Raw genomic sequence first — 20,618 nt, 5'->3', positions numbered from 1 at the left:
TTCGGCGAGCGCTTCACAAGAGCGATGGTCTGACGATGTTCAACCCGCCCGCCCACACACGAAATTCCTGACACTCCCGCTTGCTGCTTCACGCGCTCGTTCATCCGGCCGACATTCAGGATCGCGATGGCGGCGTTCTCGTCCTGCGCACGATGTTTGGAAAATTCCCATTTCTACAAAAGCTGTTTGCCGACGGCGGCTATCAGGGCCCGCAGTTCGGTGACGCACAGAAGAAGGCCCTGCCGTTTGTCGACACCGAGATCGTCAAGCGCTCGGATGCGGCCAAAGGTTTCGAGGCGCTGCCTCGCCGATGGGTCGTCGAAAGAACCTTTTCTTGGCTCGGTCGCTGCCGAAGGCTGGCCAAGGACTTCGAAAACCTCAATCGCAAGGCGCTGGCGTTTCTTCACCTCGCTTCCATCCGCCTCATGCTCAGAAGGCTTTGTAATCAGGCATGAAGTTCACGGACCGACTCTGAGACATTTTAATCAAAAATCGAAGTCTGTGGATGGACAGCTTGACTAGCCGAGAGCAATTGAATTACCTAGGTATAACCGCTTAGTTGGATTTTGTGGAATCCGCGGTGATCGACGCCACTGAGGTGGCGCGTTCTTTGGTTTCCGGTGTTATGGGATTTGATCAGTGAAAAAGCTTTTGTGGCGCTCCTGGTTCATGGTCGCCTGCGCGATCCTCCTCACTGGATGTAGCCTGTTGCCCCGGTCTGGGCCAGATGACAATGATATCAAGCTCTTAGGCAGAGTCTCTTCGCCGGAGCCCGAAGCTCCATTGGCGTACGAGTTAGTGCCAGTCAATGCCAGCAATCTCGTGGAGCTTGGTGTCGCTCGAACGGCGGTGCCGTCCGATACCTTTGTCGAAAAAGGCCCGAAGCCGATCATTCGACTTGGGGCCGGCGATATTATTTCGGTTACAATTTTCGAAGCAGCGCCCGGTGGTCTTTTTACACCCTCCACGACTGCTGGCGCTCGGCCTGGCAATTTTGTCGATATCCCTACGCAATCTGTTGATGAAAACGGCAATATTTCTATTCCCTTCGCCGGTCTCGTCCCCGCCGCAGGCAAGACAATCCCCGAGGTTGAAGCAATTATCCAGGATCGACTTAAGAACCGGGCTATCGAACCACAGGTCGTCGTCGCGTTGAAGGAACAGCACTCGACGATTGTTTCGGTGCTAGGCGAAGTCAACTCCCCTGGATCTCTGACACTAAGCCAGAGCGGCGAAAAATTGCTTGAATTAATCGCGCGGGCGGGGGGGCCAAAATATCCGCCGAATGAGACTTGGGTAATCATGCAGCGGAACGGAAAGAAAATTAGAGGTCTGATGAGCCGGATTCTGGCAGATCCAAAGCAGAATATATATGTTCGTCCGCGAGACCAAATCTATTTGCAGCGCGAAATGGCGACATTCACTGCCGTAGGTGCGTCAGGATCCAACGGGTTGTTCCCGTTCGAGAACGAACATATCACACTGTCGCAGGCAATCGGTCGGGCCGGCGGATTGCTGGACACGCAGGCTAATCCAGCCGCTGTATTTGTTTATCGACATGAGGACAGGCCGTTCCTTGAGAAGATTGGTATCGATGTCAGTCGATATGACGGCAATAAAATTCCAACCGTCTACAGCATAGATATGCTCGACTCAACGGGTCTATTGCTCGCCAGCAACTTCCAGATGCGCGAGAAGGATGCGATATTCGTTGGCAACGCGAAATCCGTCGAATTCCTGAAATTCCTGACTGTCGTAAACGCAGCCGCGGCAACTCAATCTAATGTCATCGCAGCAGGTAAAGCGACTAAAGGAGGATTTTAGGTCTTTCGCCGCAAGGACAAACAGTATCTTTCGTCGCAATCAATAGGTGCATTGATCGATATGTTAAGATTTACTATCGTCTCTTGAACGGCCCATGATTCCCAGGTGCTCTTTCTTCATTCCGCGAATTCGCTTGAAGACCCATAGTCTGAGCAAGAGTGTGGTATACCACATTTGTAGAGTAGGGAATAACATGCGCTACTTTGTGACCGGCGGCGCCGGCTTCATCGGCTCGGCGGTCTCCCGCCGCATCATCGAGACGACGCCGCATGAACTGCTCGTTTTCGACAAGCTCACCTATGCCGGCAATCTCGATTCACTCGCGCCCATCGCCGGCGATCCGCGCTATTCCTTCCGCCGCGCCGACATATGCGCCCGCGACGCTGTCGCCGCCGCCTTCGCGGAGTTTCGGCCGGATGTGGTGATGCATCTCGCCGCCGAGAGCCATGTCGATCGCTCCATCGACGGGCCCGCCGCCTTCATCGAGACCAATGTCGTCGGCACTTTCACCCTGCTCGTCGCGGCGCTCGATTATTGGCGCCGTCTCGACGCCGAGACGGCCGCAGGCTTTCGCTTCCTGCATGTCTCGACCGACGAGGTGTTCGGCGCGCTCGGGTCCGAAGGCCTGTTTCGCGAGGACACGCCCTATGCGCCCAACTCGCCCTATTCCGCGTCGAAAGCCGGCTCCGATCATCTCGCGCGTGCCTGGCGCGAGACCTACGGCCTGCCGACGATCGTCACCAATTGCTCCAATAATTATGGTCCCTATCACTTCCCGGAGAAACTTATCCCGCTCACCATTCTCAACGCGCTCGAGGAAAAGCCCCTGCCCGTCTATGGCCGCGGCGAGAATGTGCGCGATTGGCTCTATGTCGAGGATCACGCCGAGGCGCTGCTCACGGTCATGCGCGCCGGCGCCGTCGGCCAGACCTATAATGTCGGCGGCCGCTCGGAGATGCGCAACATAGAGGTGGTGCTGGCGATCTGCGACAGTCTCGACGATATGCGGCCCCGCGTGCGCGGCTCCTATCGCGAGTTGATCACATTCGTGCAGGATCGGCCGGGCCATGATCTGCGCTATGCGATCGATTGCTCGAAAATAGAGCGCGAGCTCGGCTGGCGCGCCAAGGAGAGCTTCGCGAGCGGGCTTCATAAAACCGTGCGCTGGTATCTCGACAATGAGGAGTGGTGGAAGGCCATACGCTCCGGCAAATATCGCGGCGAGCGCCTCGGCTGCGTCGCCTGAGGCGTTTCGTTCCGCAAGAGGATGGCATGAAAGTCGAAGATACGGCGCTCGATGGCGTCAAGATCGTCACGCCGGATCGCTTCGGCGATGAGCGGGGCTTTTTCTCCGAGACCTATAATCAAAGACGCTGGGAGGAGCGCGGCCTGCCGCCGCTGCGCTTCGTGCAGGACAATCATTCGCTCTCGCGCGAGACCGGCGTGCTGCGCGGGCTGCATTTCCAGACCGCGCCTTTCGCGCAGGACAAGCTGGTGCGCGTGACGCGCGGACGCGTCCTGGATGTGGCGGTCGATATTCGCCGCTCGTCGTCCACATTCGGACGCCATGTCGCGGTGGAGCTCTCCGCGGAGAATTGGCGGCAATTGCTCGTCCCCATCGGCTTCGCGCATGGCTTCTGCACGCTCGAGCCCGACACGGAGGTCGTCTATAAGGTGACGAATTTCTATTCGGCGCCCAATGACCGCGGCCTAGCATGGGACGACCCCGATCTCGACATAGGCTGGCCAGACGCGCAGGATCGCCTCATTCTGTCGGACAAGGATCGCCGCTGGCCGCGCCTGCGCGATCTCGCCGACGCATTCGATTGAAGCGCCGATGCGTATCGCGGTCACGGGAACACAGGGCCAGATCGTCACCTGCCTGCGCGAGCGCGCGGCGGCGGACGCCGAGATCGTCACGCTCGGCCGGCCGCTGCTCGATCTGACCGACCGCGAGAGCGTGCTTGAGGCGCTGTGCGAGGCCCGCTGCGATGTGATCGTCAACGCCGCCGCCTATACCGCCGTCGACAAGGCCGAGCAGGAAGAACAGCTCGCCATGCGCATCAATGGCGAGGGCACCGGCCATGTCGCCGAGGCGGCGGCCGAGCTCGGCGTTCCGCTCATCCATTTCTCGACCGATTATGTGTTCGACGGCTCCGCCGCGCGCCCCTATCGCGAAAGCGATCCCACCGCGCCGATCGGCGCCTATGGCCGCTCCAAGGTGGAGGGCGAAAAGCGCGTCGCGGCGCTCTGCCCCAACGCCGCGATCCTGCGCACGGCCTGGGTCTACAGCCCTTTCGGCGCGAATTTCGTGCGCACCATGTTGCGGCTCGGCGAGACGCGCGAGGAGGTCGGCGTCGTCGCCGATCAGCTCGGCAATCCGACCAGCGCGCTCGACATAGGCGATGCGACGCTACGCGTCGCCGCGCGCCTCCTCGGCGACCGCGCGCCTCAGCTGCGCGGCGTCTTCCATATGACGGGCGCGGGCGAGGCCTGCTGGGCGGATGTCGCCGAGGCGATCTTCGCGCGCGCGGAGGAACATGGCCGCAGGCCGGTGCGCCTTCGCCGCATCACGACGGCCAATTATCCGACGCCGGCGCGGCGCCCGGCCAATTCACGCCTCGACAATACGAAGCTTTCGCAAATCTATGGCGTCGCTCTGCCGGACTGGCGCCGATCACTCGCAACCTGCGTCGACAGGCTGCTGGCCGGCCCCACAGACCGAGGAGCCTAGAATGCGTGGAATTATTCTCGCCGGCGGCAGCGGAACGCGCCTTCATCCCGCGACGCTCGCCGTCTCCAAGCAATTGCTGCCCGTCTATGACAAGCCGATGATCTATTATCCTCTGAGCGCGCTGATGCTCGCGGGCGTGCGCGAAATTCTCGTCATCACGACTCCCGAGGACGAAGCGGCGTTCAAGCGCCTGCTCGGCTCCGGCGCGCAATGGGGTCTCTCGCTCTCCTACGCCGCGCAGCCGCGTCCAGATGGGCTGGCGCAGGCCTATATCATCGGCGCGAGCTTCGTCGAAGGAAGAAGCTCCGTTCTGGTGCTCGGCGACAATATCTTCTACGGCCATGGCCTCACGGAATCGCTGACCAAGGCGAAAGCATCGCGCCGCGGCGCCACCGTCTTCGCTTATCACGTCGCCGATCCCGAGCGTTACGGCGTCGTCGATTTCGACGCGCAGGGCCGCGCATTGTCGCTCGAGGAAAAGCCGAAAGCGCCGAAATCCAATTGGGCGGTCACGGGCCTCTATTTCTACGACGATCGCGCCCCGCATTTCGCGGCGGAGCTGAAGCCGTCGCCGCGCGGCGAATTGGAGATCACCGATCTCAACAATGTCTATCTCCAGCGCGGCGAGCTGAATGTCGAGCGATTGGGTCGCGGCTTCGCCTGGCTCGACACGGGCACGCCGGCCTCGCTGCTGGAGGCGGCCGAATATGTCCGCGCCATAGAGCTGCGACAGGGTCAGCGCATCGCCTGCCTCGAGGAGATCGCCTTCCACCAGGGCTGGATCGACGCCAAGGCGCTGCGCGCCGCCGCGCAGAAATTCGCCAAGAGCCAATATGGTGCCTATCTGAGCCAATTATTGGACTAAAATCCATCGCAAGCGCCGTTGCGACCCCATTGATTTTTCGGGTTCTGGCGGATTTTTCGATGTGAGATTCTTCCGAGGGACAGCCATGTCTCTGGAAGGATCCGAAGATGAACGAGAATGCGACGGTCGAAACGGCTTTTGGCACAGGATTTGTTGGGCGTGTGGATTGTCGTCGTTCACGTTCGGGCAATCGGCTGTGATCGAAGGACCTGAAGGGCCGTATCATGCGAGAGAGTCTCGCGCCTGAAGTACGCGTCGCCGACGTGGCCCGCAAATATCGGATATGCGCGCAGCAATTGACGCAATGGCGCCGCCAGGCGCGCGCCGGGCGGCTCGCGCTCGTGACCGACGGTCCCGCGGAGTTCGTGGAGATCGAGCTCGAGCAGCCGTCCGTTCGTAATGAGAGCGATGCGAAGATCGAGATCGTCGTCGGCAAGGTCGTGCTACGATTGGAGCAGGACACCGCGTCGACGCGCATCGCCGAGATCATGACGGCGCTGGAGCGCGGCGCGTGATCATTCCGTCGCAAGGGTTGCGGATCGTGCTCGCCATGCGCCCCGTCGATTTTCGCTGCGGGCATGATGCGCTGGCCGCTCTGGTACAAAACAAGCTCGGACTCTATCCGCATTCCGGCCTCATCGTCGTGTTCCGCTCGAAGCGAAAGGATCGCTTGAAGATTTTGTTGTGGAACGGAACCGGACTAGTGCTGATCTACAAGCATCTTGGCGATAACGGTTTTTCTTGGCCGCAGGTCAGCGACGGCGTCCTGCAATTGAGCCGGGTGCAGTTCGAAGCTCTATTCGATCACCCATGTTGATGCCCCTCCTGGTCAAGCTGACAGATTCTGAGATCGAGACTGCCGATCGCGTGGTTTCGGAGATCTCGAACTCCCTTCAGGACGTACTCGGTGTCGCTGAAAATATACGCGCCGTTGGGTTGTCGATCGACCGTCAGCCGCTGTTTTCGGATTTGCACATAGAGCCAGTTCACGGGGATGCTCAGCTTGGCGGCCAGTTCAGGCGCGGACAGAGCTTCCCTGCCATGGGTCCATCGCGTGCGTGGGCGCCGCAGCTCGACTTTCTCGGCGAGCCGGATCTTCTGCACGGTCACGGGGAGGACCTTGTCCTCGCAGGTCGGCGAGCGATGCCCTTCACTCGTGAGAACGGCGGCGATCGCGTCATCGTCGAGGCCCTCACGCGCCAAGGCGAGAGCGCGCTGACGCATTTCTTCGCCGCGCGCGAGCTTGGAGAGTGAGGTGACCCTCATTTTGACTTCCAGGCGAGTTACCGCCCCGCCGCGCCAGACTATGCGGACGACCGCGACATCGTGGTCGCCGCGGTCGAGGATGACCTTGTCGATGAGGCATCGCAACAGCGCCTTTCGGCGGGCGTCGGAAGTGGCCGGGTCGTCCCAGATTTGCGGCAGACGTCCCGCGAGGTTGATGACTTTGCCTTCCAGTGATTTGCCGATCCCGAGCTGTGCGCCACTCTGAGGCGATGCTTGCCGGGCGAGCGCCTCCTCCGCCACCCGGACTTCGTTCAGCGCCGCTTCCCAGCGGCGTTCGAGCTCCGCGGCGACGAGACGATTGTCCGGGTCCACCCGATTGAACTGCCGCTCGGCCAGTGTGGCCTCGTAGCGTTTACGTTCGAGCTGGCGCTCGGCGCTCGTCCGCAGCGCCGCGTCGACCTGTGATTGCGCGCGACGCGCCTTCGACAAAGCGTCGAGCTCCGCCGGCGCCAGCGCGGTCAGGAATGCGTCGGCCACGGCGGCGTCGATCGGCGTCGCTCGAACATGTTGACAGGCCGACATGCCTTCGTTGGAGCGGAGATGATTGCAGACATATTCGCCGCCGCTCTTGTAGAGGACGTACATCTTGTATCCGCAGCGCGCGCACCAGGCGATCCCATGCAGCAGGAGATCGCCGTCGCGAGGCGCGCCTCTGGTTTTGATGCGCATGTATTCGGCTCGGTTGTCCTTCAGGGCGGCGTTTATTTTTTCATAGGTTGGCCAATCGATGTAGGCGGGATATCGGTCCTTCACGACGATACGCCATTCATCCACAGGCTGCGGCGCCTTCATCTTCGGTGCGCCTTCACGGCCTGCTCGCATCCGCGTCCGTCCATAGACAAAGGCGCCCGCATAGGCGGGATTCTTCAAAATCGACGCCACGGACGATATCGTCGCCCGCGCCCAGCAGAAATTGCCGCGCCTATCGCGACGCGGCAGATCGAGACCTCGCTCGTTGAGCATGCGCATGACCTTGGCGGCGGCGCCCAGCTTCTGAAACAACTCGAACACCAACCCGAGCCGCTCTTGAACCGATATATCGGGATCCTTGACGACGACGCCCGTCGGATCGCGCATCAGACCGACCGGCAGATTGAGCGCGAGCTCGCCACGCTCGGCCTTTGCGAGCAGGCCGGCAGTGAGCCGACTGCGAATGGTATGAAGCTCGAGTTCCGATATGGTCCCTTTCAGGCCGAGCAAAAGACGACCATTGGCGCTACCAGGATCATAGACGCCGTCCCGATCGGCGATGAGGCAGCCGCGCAGGCCGCAGATATCCAGGAGCGGATACCAGTCCGAACAATTGCGCGCGAGACGGGTCACGTCGATCGACAGGATCAGCCCAACCTCGCTGAGCCCGACTCGACCCACGAGTTCCTTGAACCCGCTGCGTTTGGCGGCGGACGCTCCGCTGAGGCCGAGGTCGGCGTCGATCACGTCGATATCGGCTTCATGCCATCCGAGCTCGCGAGCGCGCTGGCGGAGGGCGTATTGCAGCCTCAGGCTTTCTTGATTGCTCACGACCTGATGAGGCGTCGACTGACGGATATAGACGACGGCCTTGCGCGCCAAGTGGGTCGGCTTGACCAGTTCGGACATCATGGGAGAGCTCCGCCAGAACTGCCGCGATGTCGACGACGACTTGGCGGCGCAGAGCATATGGCAACGTCGCCCAAAGATCCTTCGGATCCATGTTCATGGCCTTCGAGACATTCGGCGACTGAAATAAGGGAATAAGGGTCGTGCCCCAGAGCGTGGTGTAGCTGGATCGAGGCGGACACCGGTATTTTCGGCTATGGCCGGAATGGTCAGGCGGTCACGGCGGACAGTCTGACGATCGGATCATCGCTCAAAGACGCGATGGTTTCCAGCGTCATGTAGCGACCGCGCTGCACGGCCCATTCATCGTTCGTCTCGAGCAGGATCGCGCCGACGAGGCGGGTGATGGCGTCCTCATTGGGAAAGATGCCGACGACCTCGGTGCGGCGTTTGATCTCGCCATTCACCCGCTCGAGACCATTCGTCGAATAGATCTTCTGCCAATGGTCCTTGGGAAAGGTCATGTAGGCGAGCACGTCCTGTTCCGCCTCGTCCATGAGAACGGCGAGCTTTGGCAAGGTGGGGCGGAGCTGATCGGCGACCTTGCGCCACTGCATTTTGGCGGCGTCGGCGTCGTCCTGGGCGAAGGCGGTGGCGATGAAGGCGGAAACGACCCGGCGGCCGCTCTTGCCGGCATGGGCGAGCGCGTTGCGCATGAAGTGCACCCGGCAACGCTGCCAGCCGGCGTGCATCACCTTGGCGACCGCGGCTTTTATTCCCTCGTGGGCGTCGGAGACGACGAGCTTGACGCCGCGCAGGCCGCGCCGCCGGAGCTTGCGCAGAAAATCGGTCCAGAAGGTTTCGGCTTCCGAAGGGCCGATGTCCATGCCGAGCACCTCGCGCCGTCCGTCGTTGTTGACGCCGATAGCGACGATCACGGCCACCGAGACGATGCGGCCGTTCTGGCGGACTTTGACGTAAGTCGCGTCGATCCAGACATAGGGCCAATCGCCTTCGATCGGGCGATCGAGAAAGGCTTTGACCTTTTCGTCGATCTCCTCGCAGAGCCGGCTGACCTGGCTCTTGGAGACGCCGGAGCCGCCCATGGCTTTGACGAGATCGTCGACGGAGCGGGTCGAGACGCCCTGCACATAGGCCTCCTGGATCACCGCCGTCAACGCCTTCTCGGCCACGCGGCGCGGCTCGAGGAAGCAGGGGAAATAGGTTCCCTTGCGGAGCTTGGGAATGCGCAGCTCCACCGTTCCAGCGCGCGTCTCCCAGTCGCGATCCCGATAGCCGTTGCGCTGGGCCACGCGATCGGGCGAGCGCTCGCCGAGCGTGGCGCCGGTCTTCGCGCCGACCTCCAGCTCCATCAGCCGCTCGGCGGCGAAGCCGATCATCTCGCGAAGGAAATCGGCGTCGGGGGACTTTCCCAGAAGCGCCCGCAGGCTCATCATCTCGTCGGTCATCGGTGGGTTCCTCGGTTGCGTTGAGATTCGCAAACCGACCCTAACCGGAGAATCGCCGGTGGCCGCCGCAAGCCGCTCGCTCGCTACAGCGCTACGAAAAGCGCGCTTCGCGAGCGGCTTGCTCCCGAACTGCTACACCACCGGTGGGGGCACGACCGAAATAAGCTCGCGAAGCGCCTCTATGCTCAGCTTAGTCTGATTCGTCTCGCTTTCATAGGGCTCAGTTACAGCTATAGGGATCAGTAGACTGCTGCCGTTTCGATATTCGACTTCATACGATGGCGACACAACACTGCCAGGACATCTGCCGCGCCCGACGACGCGGAAGGATCGTCCATAGAGTGGATGGCGCGGATCGTGAACCTGCACGACCTCGACCAATGATTCATCAGACTGCTCAGAGGTGATATTCCTGAACCCCTTCGTTCGAGGGGATCGATTGGCGGAATCCGCAACTCACCTGGAGGCCGCAAAGCGCCGGGTGAGGCCGAAAAAGCTGGGGTCGGCTGCATTTTGGGGCGCCACAAATCGCGCGTTTTGTGATTCACTTCGCCTCATGGACGCCGCCGCCAGAGCCCTTCTCGACGAAAACGCCGTGCTGAAGGCGCAACTCGCCGTCGCGCTCGCCAAGGCGTCGGAAGACATGGCGCTGATCGCCGCGCAAAAGCTCCAGATCGCCAAATTGCAGCGGCAGATCTATGGGCAGAAGTCGGAGCGCTCGGCTCGGCTGCTCGATCAGTTGTCGCTAGAGCTCGAAGAGCTGGAAGCGAACGCGGCGGAAGACGAGCTCGCCGCGGAGCACGCCGTCGCCAGGACGACCACGGTCGCCGGCTTCGAGCGCAGGCGGCCGGAGCGCAACACCTTTCCCGACCATCTGCCGCGCGAGCGCGTGGTGATCGAGGCGCCGAAGGCCTGCGCCTGCTGCGGCGGTTCGCGCCTGCGCAAGCTCGGCGAGGATGTGACGCGGACGCTGGAGACGACGCCACGCCAGTGGAAGGTCATCGAGACCGTGCGGGAGAAGTTCACCTGCCGGGACTGCGAGAAGATCACCCAGGCGCCGGCGCCGTTCCATGTCGTCGCGCGCGGCTGGGCGGGGCCGAGCCTACTGGCGATGATCGCCTTCGAGAAGTTCGGCCAGCATCAACCGCTGAACCGTCAGGCCGAGCGCTATGCGCTGGAAGGCGCGCCGATCGCCTTGTCGACCATGGCCGACGCCGTCGGCTCCATCTGCGCCGCACTCGATCCGCTGCGGCGTCTCGTCGAGGCGCATGTCCTCGCAGCCGAGCGGCTGCACGGGGACGACACCACGGTTCCCGTGCTGGCCAAGGGCAAGACCGACACAGGCCGCTGCTGAGTCTATGTGCGCGACGACGCGCCCTTCGGCGCCGCCGGGCCGCCGGCGGCGATGTTCTATTACTCGCGCGATCGGCGCGGCGAACATCCGCAGAGCCATCTGGCGAACTGGTCCGGCATCCTGCAAGCGGACGCCTATGACGGCTACGGCAAGCTGTATCTGCCGGGGCGCGAGCCCGGCCCGATCCGCGAGGCCGCGTGCTGGGTCCATGCGCGGCGCCCGTTCTTCGCAATGGCGGACATCGNCGAGAATGCGCGGCGCAAGGCGGCGGGGAAGAAAGAGATTCCGCTCTCGCCGATCGCCATCGAAATCGTAGCGCGGATCGACGCGCTGTTTGCGATCGAGCGGTCTATCCTCGGCAAGAGCGCGGAAGAACGTCTCGTTGTTCGACAGGCGTCGAGCCGCCCGCTCGTCGACGCGCTGGAAATTCATCTGCGCGAGCAACTCGCCAAACTCTCGCGCGGGCACGATCTCGCCAAGGCGATCCAGTACATGCTGAAGCGGTGGCCAGCCTTCACGTTGTTCCTCACCGACGGACGAGTCTGCTTGTCGAACAATGCCGCCGAGCGCGGCCTGAGAGGCATCGCCCTTGGCCGGAAAAGCTGGTTGTTCTGCGGTTCCGACCGCGGCGGCCAGCGGGCCGCCGCGATGTACAGCCTCATCATCACCGCCAAGATGANCGGCGTCGATCCGCAGGCCTGGCTCGCCGACGTTCTCGCGCGCATCGCCGGACACCCAGCGCATAGGCTCGATGAACTGCTGCCGTGGAACTGGCGAGTGTCGGCTCCGTGCGCGTCGGCGCTGACGGCCTGAGCATGCACGTCAACAAGGTCGATCACGTCACGACCGTCGAGCGCGTCGCGGAACGCCTCGGCGAGAGCGTCGACTTCGTCCACGACGNCGCTCTCGAAATGGACACCGAGGACGGCGTCATCTGGGTCTACGGCATCGGAGACGACGGCGTTCTCNCATTCACCGACTTCGGCATCGAAACTCTCGTCGAGCTCATCGAAATCCACAAAGACCTGAAGTTGCGCGCCGGCGCCTGACGCTTCAGCCTATTCCGCCTGCGGTCCACGCCGGATGCTTACTGGGACGGGAACGTCGCTTACGATGAACTGCTGCCGTGGAACTGGCGAGCGTCGGCTCCGTGCGCGTCGGCGCTGGCGGCCTGAGCATGCACGCCAACAAGGTCGATCACGTCACGACCGTCGAGCGCGTCGCGGAACGCCTCGGCGAGAGCGTCGACTTCATCCACGACGTCGCTCTCGAAATGGACACCGAGGACGGCGTCATCTGGGTCTACGGCGTCAAAGACGATGGCGTTCTCGCATTCACCGACTTCGGCATCGAAACTCTCGTCGAGCTCATCGAAATCCACAAAGACCTGAAGTCGCGCGCCGGCGCCTGACGCTTCAGCCTATTCCGCCTGCGGTCCACGCCGGATGCTTACCTCGCGAAACGCTTCAGGCCGAATCTGCCAAAGTAGTGCTAGTGGGATGTTGCATCTTCAATGCCCATCGATACGCGTCATCGCCTCCGATAGATCCCTTATGCTGTTACGCAGTCTCGTTGCATCGCGCTCGCCCTGTTCCGTAGCGATCGGATCCGTTTCGTAAACTCTTAGCGAATAATTAAACTGATGCTTCTTCACTTCCGCGACTCTCGATAATCGGCCAGCGAAACCCTGCTGCAATTCGGTCGATCCAAAGGCGTACAATCGAGCGCATTGTGTGACATAACCTTCGTTCAGCAACATTTCAAAATCGTCCAGGATAAAATGACGTCGGCCAGCCGGAACCACCTCCCATAGCCGAACCAATAGCGGAAGCCTAATTAGCGCCACCCAGGCTTCATGAGGCGCGAATTTATAAGAAGCATCAATAAACTCCCAAGTGCCCTCGGTAAGATCTCCAGCAAGGAACGCACTCCAGAAAGCAACAAACCAAGCAAATCCGTTCGTTGGCGAACATGAGACCTGCTTACGCGCACTTAGCGAAGCTCTTTGTAAATACTTTTCCGCAAGTGTACCTTGACCATTCGAAAGAGATACCTCCACGAGCTTCAACTCAATCAATGCCCTTCCAAGCATTGATTCGGCGTCGCACGCGCCTACCATGTTAATACGATACTCCGCACGTTGTTCTCTCCCAGTAAAAATTGAAATAGGAAACAATTCTCCGGTGGATATCTGACGATATATCCGTTCCGACGTCTGCCGAGATTTCGCCGAGGGGAGCGAAACGCCGGCAAACATCCCCCCGGAAATCGAGAGGAACAAAAACATCGCGACCAGAACTAAGCGCCCCGCCCCAGAAAATCGGACGTTATTACATTGACAACAGCTACGAATAGTAGTCCGATTTTGTATATCCATAGCCCTCGATCCGGCGCATGGTTTCAACGTCCACTTTATTCATCACGACGCCGAGCAGGCGCTCACGGATCGCGGGAGCCTGCTCGAACGCTCGTTCAAGATCATCAATGTTTGTCCTTCCCCACTCGGAAATGATAACGAAAGCATCAAACAAATGTGCGCAGGCGCGCGTGTCGACCACCGGCAAAATCGGAGGTAGATCAACTATTACATAATCGTAGTCCTGCCGCGCAGCCAACAAAAGCTTGCTCATAGGCTCGGAATTTAGGATATCCGAGGTATGCACCGGCTTTATTTTTGTGGGGCTATTTAGAAAGTAAAAGCCAAAAGCCTCGTCATATTGAACAAGATTCGCCAATTCGGCTTCCCCGTAGAGGATTTCGAGAAGTGAAGTGTCTTTCTGTGGCGCAAATTCTAAGCTTAATGAGGGACGCCGGAGATCGCAATCAATAAGCAACGACTTTCGTCCGGCATGCGCAATCATGGTTGAGAGACTAAATGCAACACTGGACTTTCCCTCCCCCTTTAGAGCAGATACGATCGCAATGACGCGGGTAGAATGCGAGATGTTTCGAATATCGATCGCAACTTTGATGGCCCGCACGGCCTCCGCCTCGACAGACAACAAATTTTCTATTTCGTAAACCAGCCTCGGTCGAGAAACCTCTTCTACATCCTCCACATTCCGGCGTCCCTGTAATTTTGACCACAACTCCAAAATCAGTAGCCGGAACCGCTTGGCTTCCGCCTCCTTTCCGATCGCCGGAAGTGCGCTGATCACGTCAATGCCAAGATCACGTATAAGTTGCTCTCGACTATAAATGACACGGTCCATCTGTTCGCGCAGGAAGACCGCCGCGCCTCCCAGACCACAGCCCGCGGCAAGAGCGGCTGCCAACGCTACCAGAATCTTTGGCGACGTTCTCTTACCTAGGGAAGCATAAGTAATCACTCTCGCTTCGGTAGAAGGAAACGACTGCTGCTGAACTGCTTGAGTGTAACGGTTAAGAAAATTCTCATATATCAACCGAAACGTGTTCGAAGCCGTTTCTAGCTCTCGCAACTTGACTTGCGACTGTCGCGTGGCGCTATAACTTTGAAAAACCTCTGTCAGTCTCTTCTCAATTGAATCCTCTTTAGCTTGAGCAACCTTCAGATCACTTTTATAGGTCTCCGCAATACGCAGCATCTCTTCTCGAATTGCTCGCTTGAGCCCGATCGCCTCAGTGCGAAGGTTGATGACTGCCTGATGATTTGGACCGTAACGCGCCGCCCAATCAGCTTCCATCTTTTTTCGATCTAGATAATCCTGACGCAGCTTAGTTATAACAGGGTTGCTGAGTGCGTCAGTGACGGATCCATCCGGAACGACGCCATCCCCGTCACCCTGAAGCTTGAGCATTATCTCGATCTCAGAAAGCCGAGATTGGGCTTGAGTCGTATCAGCCCGCGCCTTTGCTAAAGATCCGGTAAGCTGCTCAAGTTCTATATCTGTCGATAATTTTCCATCGCTGCTGACTATGAGATTGTTTTGCGACTTGAAATCTTGAATCGCTTTGTACGCTCCGGTCGCCTGATCACGCAATTCCACTATTCGTTGCTGTAACCAATAACTTGCTCGCTTTGTGACTTCGAATTTTGACTGCAATTGGTCTTCGATATAAGCCTCAGCGGTGGCGTTCGCTATACGTGCGGCCTTTGCCGGATCGGCAGAAGCAAATGAAATTTCGACTACATAACTTCGTCGAATTCGATTTACCGTGACGCCTTTCGAAAATGCTCCGATCGCACTACGCAGCATCTCCTCCTCGGAGACAAAATCCTCATCCTTCGCAATCTTATCAATTGATTTTCTAAAAGCTGCGGAGACGCCGACAAATTCAGGATCTTCATCTAAGTGAAGCTTCTTTATAACAAGAATAGCAACACTTTCCGACCTGATCGTTTCAACGTGGCTCTCAACAGCGGTATCGTCGACTTGTGGCTCGACAAAAATATCGTTAGCCCCGAGCGACGGCTTCTTCGCGTCGAGAATCAACGTAGTCATCGCAGTATAGCGCACCGGAGCAACAATAAAATAAACACCCGCCCCCACTAGCGCGGTCGCCGTAGAGACCATAAATATTCGTCGCCTACGCCAACAAATTGAAAATATTCGCCGAACGGAAAAGCTATCGACTTCGATATCGCCCGCAACATCGACAGAATTAACCTTCCTTGTGGCCGCTCCCATGTGATTCATTTTTGACGCGATGCTCCTATTATCACCGAGATGCACTAACTGATGAGGCAGCGATACCCAATGTCTGCGTTGTACTTCCAGTTTGACTTATACTCGAAGAGGACACTGAGAATGAAGACGACCCTCGAGTCGCGGTCGAACCACCGACAGCCCCACTCACCCCGTTGTTCGATCCACCGGTTTGCCCTCCTTCGCCACTAGCGCCACCGCCACCGCCACCGCCGCCGCCGCCGCCGCCGCCGCCGCCGCCGCCGCCGCCGCCGCCGCCGCCGCCAGTAGCAGCAGTCTTTGTGTCACCCGTAATTGCTGCAAATTGGCTTAAGATGGAGGGATTGTCGATACCAGCTACCGCTTCCTGGATTTGGAGCGCTAATGCCGGATCCTGTGTGCGACAGGCTAAAGCGGCTTGGGCCATCCCGGCGGCTATCGCAGATTTCTGCGCATCATTCGCGTCCTTTGCCAGACCAGCAATCGCTCCCAGGACCCCAGCGTCCGATGCGGCGAGAACTCTTATCGCACTCGCCATCGATCCAGATCCGAGGGGAAAACGCTTTAACAGAGTGCCAGGATCGCTCTTGAAGGAATTGAGATCCTCAGCGCTGGCAGACGGCGCTAGACAACCGGCTACGACGGGAGAAGCGCCTAGCGAAGCCGCAACGCAGGATGTTAAAAGCCACTTGAAGGACGCGCGCATGTTCAACTTCTTTCGGGTTCACGAACTTTAGACAAGCTACTATACATTTCGGTTGAATTTCAAGCGCCTTACAACGAAGATGGATCGAATCGTTCGCAAAGCGAATACCAATGCTCGGAGAGACCGACTCACTGAACTGACGGAATGGATGCCCCCTTCGGCCGGCGTCGTATGATGTCGGAGACTCCTGGAAGGGGGATCGACGTATTCAATCACACAGTTTCGCGTTCGAAGCTCAAGCAGCTCTTGCGCGGGCAAACGCTAGACTACGCCAACCCAATTCCCACCACTCCCGCGACGGCACCCTTCCCGGCTTCGACGAGAAAATCGCGTCGCCATAATGACCTCCTTCGCCGCCCCTCTCTTGCGGGGGCCCTCCGACACCCTACGATGCCGGCCGAAGGGGGCATCCACCCCATCAGTTCCGCCCGTCTCCCAACCTCTGCATCGACTTTCATAGCCAATCCGGCGCGGTTCAAGTTACAAGTGATGCGAGGCCGCCTGCGAATCACGGCAATTCCCGCGCTGAATCTCCCCTTACCCTTGGTTCGTTGATCTAGGCGCAACGATCTGATATTTCTACCGCACGAAGCCGCTGGTTCGGTCCACGTAAAATTGGGCCACGGCTTCAAGATCTGGGATAGACGACAGCGCTCACGCTTTCAATAAGATGGTACCCACGCCTGCGTTAGGGATAATGCCCAAATGCCTCCGCGACGGTAGCGAATCAGCGAAATTCTATCATTCGGTCTTGTACTTCACCGACGATCAGCGATCTGTTAGGCCAGCGTCCATAATGATGACTCCAAGGATAAGCGTTAGAAAAATGCATGGAAATCCAGCCAGTTGGATCATTCAATTTAAGCGGCTTAAATTTCCTTTTCATTGCGCTTGGTTATATAAATACGGTGAGAAAAAGGCCGCCATCCATACATCAATGACTGTAATTGCAGCGATATTAGCCCCCATACCGTATGGTTCCGTTACGCCATTTTGGGTAGCTTTTTGGGTATTGCTAATGGCCGCCACTTTGCTCATTGCTCCAGTGGAGTCACTTAACGCACGTCAATGTTACATGATTGGTTGCATCGTCTTTCTGTGGATTATATATCTTGGGCTCGCTCTCGTTCAAGTTTTACCTTCCCCGCCCCTCTTAGCCAATGAAGTATGGGTAGAAGTAGCAGAAAAACTTGGGAGAACGCTCCCGGGGCGTATATCAGTCCGCGCTTCTCTTCCTATCGAAGCATTTGGCCGAGCACTATTGGCCGTTCTAGCCTTTTGTAATGGCTTCGTGGTTGGGGCGCGTTTTGAGCGTCTCAAGCGGTTAATCGACGCGATCGCGATCGCAGGTCTGCTAATCGCACTTTATGGGATCATCATCGAATTTATAGCGCCTTCACGTTTGCTATTTAATACGAAAACCGCCTATCTTGGCGACGTCACTGGCCCATTTGTAAACAGAAATACCGCCGCAACCTACTTTGGAACCATTACGACTTTATGGTTTTTTGCTGTTTTAGAAAGACTTAGCCATATTCGATTTTACTCACTAAAGCTTTTATTACTTATTCATCAACGCGAAGACGTCGTTAGATCCCTAGTTTTGCGAATGTTGGCGCTAGCAATCTGCATCACAGCGCTTCTCGAAACCCACTCAAGAGGCGGAGCACTAGCTTTTGGTTTCGGCATATTCAGCTCAACTATCATCGCATTGGTCAAATATCGACAAATACGTCTACTTATGCTTTGCATAGGAGCGGGTATTATAATTATGGTAACTGGGGTCGGCGGCTCAATCGGAATAAGGGTCGAAAGCGACGGGCTATTTGATCGTGAGCGCTGGATGACCTACTATTCGTCTTGGCAACTCGTGACGAAACATCCTTGGCTAGGAACAGGATTGGGAACTTTTCGAGACGTTTTCCCGATGGTGCGCGATACCGCTGCTTTTGCTCGCGGCGTCTGGGACATGGCGCATAACACGATCGTCGAAATTGCGGTTGAAATGGGCCTGCCGGCAGCGATCACTATTGTAGCAGGTGCGGTTTGGATCCTCTATTGCCTTTATAAGGCAGCGCTCGCGCAGGAGGGGCAACCCGGTGCGACCTCGTTAATTTTAGCAAGTATCGCGGTCTTATCGTTTGTTCACTCGCTTACCGATTTTTCACTTCAAATACCTGGCTTTCTACTACCTGCCGCAGTTCTTATCGGAAGTGGCCTCGGGCTTTCTGGGAACACCGTCGAGAAAAAACAGAGCACGCTCACAGGGGAATCGCTCGAACTCAACGCCACGGCTAGGTTACGTGAGAATTCCGACGCAATCCGGCCGGGGATTCCGATTTGAAGTCGGCCACCATTCCGAGTTGAAGCTGGCTGTTGATTTCCACTGAGAGCTGACCCAGGCAGCACGGGTTTTTCCACCGAGAACTGACCCATGTTCGAACCTTTCCCCCTCGACCGTCGCGGGGGACCTGGGAGTGATCGACATGGAGTTATTGAGCGTCATCCGACGCTGGCGATATCGGCAGGAGTTCTCGATCCGAGAGATCGCGCGACGCACGGGGCTGTCGCGCAATACCGTGCGCAAATACCTGCGCTCGGACAGCGTCGAGCCGCGGTTCGCCACGCCCGATCGACCGAGCCGGCTCGACCCGTTCGCCGACAAGCTGGCGCACATGCTGCGTCACGAGGCCGCAAAGTCGCGCAAGCAGAAGCGGACGGTCAAACAGTTGCACGCGGATCTGGTCGCCCTCGGCTACGACGGCTCCTACAATCGCGTGGCGGCCTTCGCGCGGGAGTGGAGGGCGGCGCGGCATCGGGAGCAGCAGACCTGCGGGCGCGGCGCGTTCGTGCCGCTGACGTTTCTACCCGGCGAGGCGTTCCAGTTCGACTGGTCGGAGGATTGGGCGATCATCGCGGGCGAGCGGACGAAGTTGCAGGTCGCCCAGTTCAAGCTCTCCTACAGCCGCGCGTTCTTCCTCCGCGCCTACCCGCAACAGACGCATGAGATGCTGTTCGACGCTCACAATCACGCCTTCCGCGTGCTGGGCGGCGTGCCCCGGCGAGGCATTTACGACAATATGAGCACGGCGATCGACAAGGTCGGGCGCGGCAAAGAGCGCCAGGTCAACGCCCGCTTCGCCGCCATGGTCAGCCATTTCCTGTTCGAGGCCGCATTCTGCAATCCGGCCTCCGGCTGGGAAAAGGGGCAAATCGAGAAGAACGTTCAGGACGCTCGTCACCGCCTCTGGCAGCCGATCCCGAGCTTTCCGTCGCTGGCGGCGCTCAACGACTGGCTGGAGGCGCGATGCCGCGAGCTGTGGGCCGAGATTCCGCACAGCGCGCAGCCGGGGACGATCGCGGACGCTTGGCGCGAGGAGGTTCCGCAGCTGATGCAGCCTCCGCGGCCATTCGACGGCTTCGTCGAACACACCAAGCGGGTCACGCCGACGTGCCTGATCCATCTGGAGCGCAATCGCTACAGCGTGCCGGCCTCGTTCGCCAATCGCCCCGTCAGCGTGCGGGTCTACCCCGAGCGCGTCGTCGTCGCCGCCGAGGGGCAGATCGTGTGCGAGCACGCCCGCGTCTTCGCCCGTTCGCATAACGACAAGAGCGTGACGGTCTACGACTGGCGGCATTATCTCTCCGTCATCCAGCGCAAGCCGGGCGCGCTGCGCAACGGCGCGCCCTTCGCCGAACTGCCGGTCGCCTTACGGACGCTGCAACAGCGCATGCTCGAGAAGCCGGGCGGCGACCGTGAGATGGTCGAGATTTTGGCTCTGGTCCTACAGCACGACGAGCAGGCCGTGCTGACCGCCGTCGAACTGGCGTTGGCGGCCGGCGCGCCGACCAAGACGCACATCTTGAACCTGTTGCATCGCCTGGTGGACGGCAAGCCGGTCGACGCGCCGCCCGTGAAGCCGCCCAATGCGCTGACGCTCACCACCGAGCCGCAGGCCAATGTCGAGCGTTACGACGCGCTGCGCAAAGGTCGGGAGGCGCGCCATGCGTCATAATCCTGCCGCCGGCGCCATCGTCATCATGCTGCGCAGTCTCAAAATGCACGGCATGGCGCAAGCCGTCAGCGAGCTGACCGAGCAAGGCTCCCCGGCCTTCGAGGCGGCGCTGCCGATCCTGTCGCAACTCTTGAAGGCGGAAACCGCCGACCGGGAGGTGAGATCGATCGCCTACCAGCTCAAATCCGCGCGGTTCCCGAACTATCGCGATCTCGCC

General features: G+C 59.1%; 17 protein-coding genes and 2 pseudogenes. 14 read left to right on the top strand and 5 right to left on the bottom strand.

All coding sequences use genetic code 11. From position 1 onward, the window contains the following. Positions 1 to 80: 80 nt before the first annotated feature. The 8 genes and pseudogenes from METLW4_RS23820 to tnpB all read left to right on the top strand — a co-directional run. Positions 81 to 455, top strand: a pseudogene (locus METLW4_RS23820) (IS5 family transposase); the annotation flags it as partial. 184 nt (positions 456 to 639) lie between these two features. Beyond that, on the top strand, positions 640 to 1,824 hold the full coding sequence (locus tag METLW4_RS26945) for a polysaccharide biosynthesis/export family protein (RefSeq protein WP_198290169.1): 1,185 nt from the start codon (positions 640 to 642) through the stop codon (positions 1,822 to 1,824). Between the two features lie 193 nt (positions 1,825 to 2,017). Further along, a complete protein-coding gene (gene rfbB / locus METLW4_RS0103340) occupies positions 2,018 to 3,070 on the top strand; it encodes a dTDP-glucose 4,6-dehydratase (protein ID WP_026191212.1) in 1,053 nt (350 codons plus the stop codon). 26 nt (positions 3,071 to 3,096) lie between these two features. Then, the gene (gene rfbC, locus METLW4_RS0103335; protein ID WP_018264786.1) at positions 3,097 to 3,654 is read left to right on the top strand and encodes a dTDP-4-dehydrorhamnose 3,5-epimerase; all 558 of its coding nucleotides are present in this window, start codon (positions 3,097 to 3,099) and stop codon (positions 3,652 to 3,654) included. 7 nt (positions 3,655 to 3,661) lie between these two features. Then, positions 3,662 to 4,558 (top strand): dTDP-4-dehydrorhamnose reductase, encoded by an 897-nt coding sequence (gene rfbD / locus METLW4_RS0103330; protein WP_018264785.1) that lies wholly within the window; start codon positions 3,662 to 3,664, stop codon positions 4,556 to 4,558. A 1-nt stretch (position 4,559) separates the two neighbouring features. After that, positions 4,560 to 5,423: a glucose-1-phosphate thymidylyltransferase RfbA gene (rfbA, locus tag METLW4_RS0103325; protein ID WP_018264784.1), complete on the top strand. Its 864-nt coding sequence runs from the start codon at positions 4,560 to 4,562 to the stop codon at positions 5,421 to 5,423. Positions 5,424 to 5,632: 209 nt separating this feature from the next. Continuing rightward, complete coding sequence (locus METLW4_RS0103320) at positions 5,633 to 5,938, top strand: transposase (RefSeq protein WP_305809517.1); 306 nt, start codon at positions 5,633 to 5,635, stop codon at positions 5,936 to 5,938. Beyond that, on the top strand, positions 5,935 to 6,240 hold the full coding sequence (tnpB, locus tag METLW4_RS0103315; RefSeq protein WP_018264782.1) for an IS66 family insertion sequence element accessory protein TnpB: 306 nt from the start codon (positions 5,935 to 5,937) through the stop codon (positions 6,238 to 6,240). The genes METLW4_RS0103320 and tnpB overlap by 4 nt, the downstream gene beginning before the upstream one ends. Here tnpB and METLW4_RS23810 read toward each other — a convergent pair. Together METLW4_RS23810 and METLW4_RS0103300 are read right to left on the bottom strand one after the other, a co-directional pair. Further along, complete coding sequence (locus METLW4_RS23810; protein WP_018264781.1) at positions 6,228 to 8,312, bottom strand: recombinase family protein; 2,085 nt, start codon at positions 8,310 to 8,312, stop codon at positions 6,228 to 6,230. The two genes, tnpB and METLW4_RS23810, sit on opposite strands and share 13 nt — an antisense overlap. Before the next feature lie 206 nt (positions 8,313 to 8,518). Then, the gene (locus tag METLW4_RS0103300; RefSeq protein ID WP_018264779.1) at positions 8,519 to 9,718 is read right to left on the bottom strand and encodes an IS256 family transposase; all 1,200 of its coding nucleotides are present in this window, start codon (positions 9,716 to 9,718) and stop codon (positions 8,519 to 8,521) included. 556 nt (positions 9,719 to 10,274) lie between these two features. Between METLW4_RS0103300 and tnpC the strand changes: the two are divergent. From tnpC to METLW4_RS0103285, 3 genes and pseudogenes are all read left to right on the top strand, one after another. Continuing rightward, positions 10,275 to 11,885, top strand: a pseudogene (tnpC, locus tag METLW4_RS23805) (IS66 family transposase). Next, positions 11,861 to 12,121, top strand: a complete 261-nt coding sequence (locus tag METLW4_RS0103290; RefSeq protein WP_018264776.1) for a hypothetical protein — start codon at positions 11,861 to 11,863, stop codon at positions 12,119 to 12,121. The pseudogene tnpC and the gene METLW4_RS0103290 overlap by 25 nt, the downstream one beginning before the upstream one ends. Before the next feature lie 128 nt (positions 12,122 to 12,249). After that, positions 12,250 to 12,483: a hypothetical protein gene (locus METLW4_RS0103285; protein ID WP_026191211.1), complete on the top strand. Its 234-nt coding sequence runs from the start codon at positions 12,250 to 12,252 to the stop codon at positions 12,481 to 12,483. Between the two features lie 99 nt (positions 12,484 to 12,582). Here METLW4_RS0103285 and METLW4_RS27575 read toward each other — a convergent pair whose 3' ends face one another. From METLW4_RS27575 to METLW4_RS28230, 3 genes are all read right to left on the bottom strand, one after another. Further along, positions 12,583 to 13,449, bottom strand: coding sequence for a hypothetical protein (locus METLW4_RS27575; RefSeq protein ID WP_157234842.1), 867 nt, complete (start codon positions 13,447 to 13,449; stop codon positions 12,583 to 12,585). Further along, the gene (locus METLW4_RS23800; protein ID WP_083919204.1) at positions 13,418 to 15,691 is read right to left on the bottom strand and encodes an AAA family ATPase; all 2,274 of its coding nucleotides are present in this window, start codon (positions 15,689 to 15,691) and stop codon (positions 13,418 to 13,420) included. Before METLW4_RS23800 ends, METLW4_RS27575 begins: the two co-directional genes overlap by 32 nt. A 156-nt stretch (positions 15,692 to 15,847) precedes the next feature. Continuing rightward, on the bottom strand, positions 15,848 to 15,988 hold the full coding sequence (locus tag METLW4_RS28230) for a hypothetical protein (RefSeq protein WP_198290168.1): 141 nt from the start codon (positions 15,986 to 15,988) through the stop codon (positions 15,848 to 15,850). 1,223 nt (positions 15,989 to 17,211) lie between these two features. Between METLW4_RS28230 and METLW4_RS26935 the strand changes: the two genes are divergently transcribed. The 3 genes from METLW4_RS26935 to METLW4_RS0103260 all read left to right on the top strand — a co-directional run. Next, complete coding sequence (locus METLW4_RS26935) at positions 17,212 to 18,729, top strand: O-antigen ligase family protein (RefSeq protein WP_157234840.1); 1,518 nt, start codon at positions 17,212 to 17,214, stop codon at positions 18,727 to 18,729. Positions 18,730 to 18,871: 142 nt separating this feature from the next. Further along, positions 18,872 to 20,401, top strand: coding sequence for an IS21 family transposase (gene istA, locus METLW4_RS0103265; RefSeq protein ID WP_157234838.1), 1,530 nt, complete (start codon positions 18,872 to 18,874; stop codon positions 20,399 to 20,401). Beyond that, on the top strand, positions 20,391 to 20,618 hold a 228-nt coding region (locus tag METLW4_RS0103260), incomplete at its 3' end, for an ATP-binding protein (RefSeq protein WP_018264771.1). The genes istA and METLW4_RS0103260, both read left to right, overlap by 11 nt.

The sequence above is a fragment of the Methylosinus sp. LW4 genome (assembly GCF_000379125.1).
Classification (GTDB): Bacteria; Pseudomonadota; Alphaproteobacteria; order Rhizobiales; family Beijerinckiaceae; genus Methylosinus.
This window is presented reverse-complemented; position numbering and strand designations above follow the sequence as displayed.

Excerpts from the sequence above, each read along its gene's own strand:
- rfbC (WP_018264786.1), top strand. The coding sequence starts at position 3,097 with ATGAAAGTCGAAGATACGGCGCTCGATGGCGTCAAGATCGTCACGCCG.
- METLW4_RS0103285 (WP_026191211.1), top strand. The coding sequence starts at position 12,250 with ATGCACGCCAACAAGGTCGATCACGTCACGACCGTCGAGCGCGTCGCG.
- rfbA (WP_018264784.1), top strand. The coding sequence starts at position 4,560 with ATGCGTGGAATTATTCTCGCCGGCGGCAGCGGAACGCGCCTTCATCCC.
- rfbD (WP_018264785.1), top strand. The coding sequence starts at position 3,662 with ATGCGTATCGCGGTCACGGGAACACAGGGCCAGATCGTCACCTGCCTG.
- METLW4_RS23800 (WP_083919204.1), bottom strand. The coding sequence starts at position 15,691 with ATGAATCACATGGGAGCGGCCACAAGGAAGGTTAATTCTGTCGATGTT.
- METLW4_RS0103300 (WP_018264779.1), bottom strand. The coding sequence starts at position 9,718 with ATGACCGACGAGATGATGAGCCTGCGGGCGCTTCTGGGAAAGTCCCCC.
- istA (WP_157234838.1), top strand. The coding sequence starts at position 18,872 with ATGGAGTTATTGAGCGTCATCCGACGCTGGCGATATCGGCAGGAGTTC.
- METLW4_RS23810 (WP_018264781.1), bottom strand. The coding sequence starts at position 8,312 with ATGATGTCCGAACTGGTCAAGCCGACCCACTTGGCGCGCAAGGCCGTC.
- METLW4_RS26935 (WP_157234840.1), top strand. The coding sequence starts at position 17,212 with ATGCATGGAAATCCAGCCAGTTGGATCATTCAATTTAAGCGGCTTAAA.
- rfbB (WP_026191212.1), top strand. The coding sequence starts at position 2,018 with ATGCGCTACTTTGTGACCGGCGGCGCCGGCTTCATCGGCTCGGCGGTC.
- METLW4_RS27575 (WP_157234842.1), bottom strand. The coding sequence starts at position 13,449 with ATGGATATACAAAATCGGACTACTATTCGTAGCTGTTGTCAATGTAAT.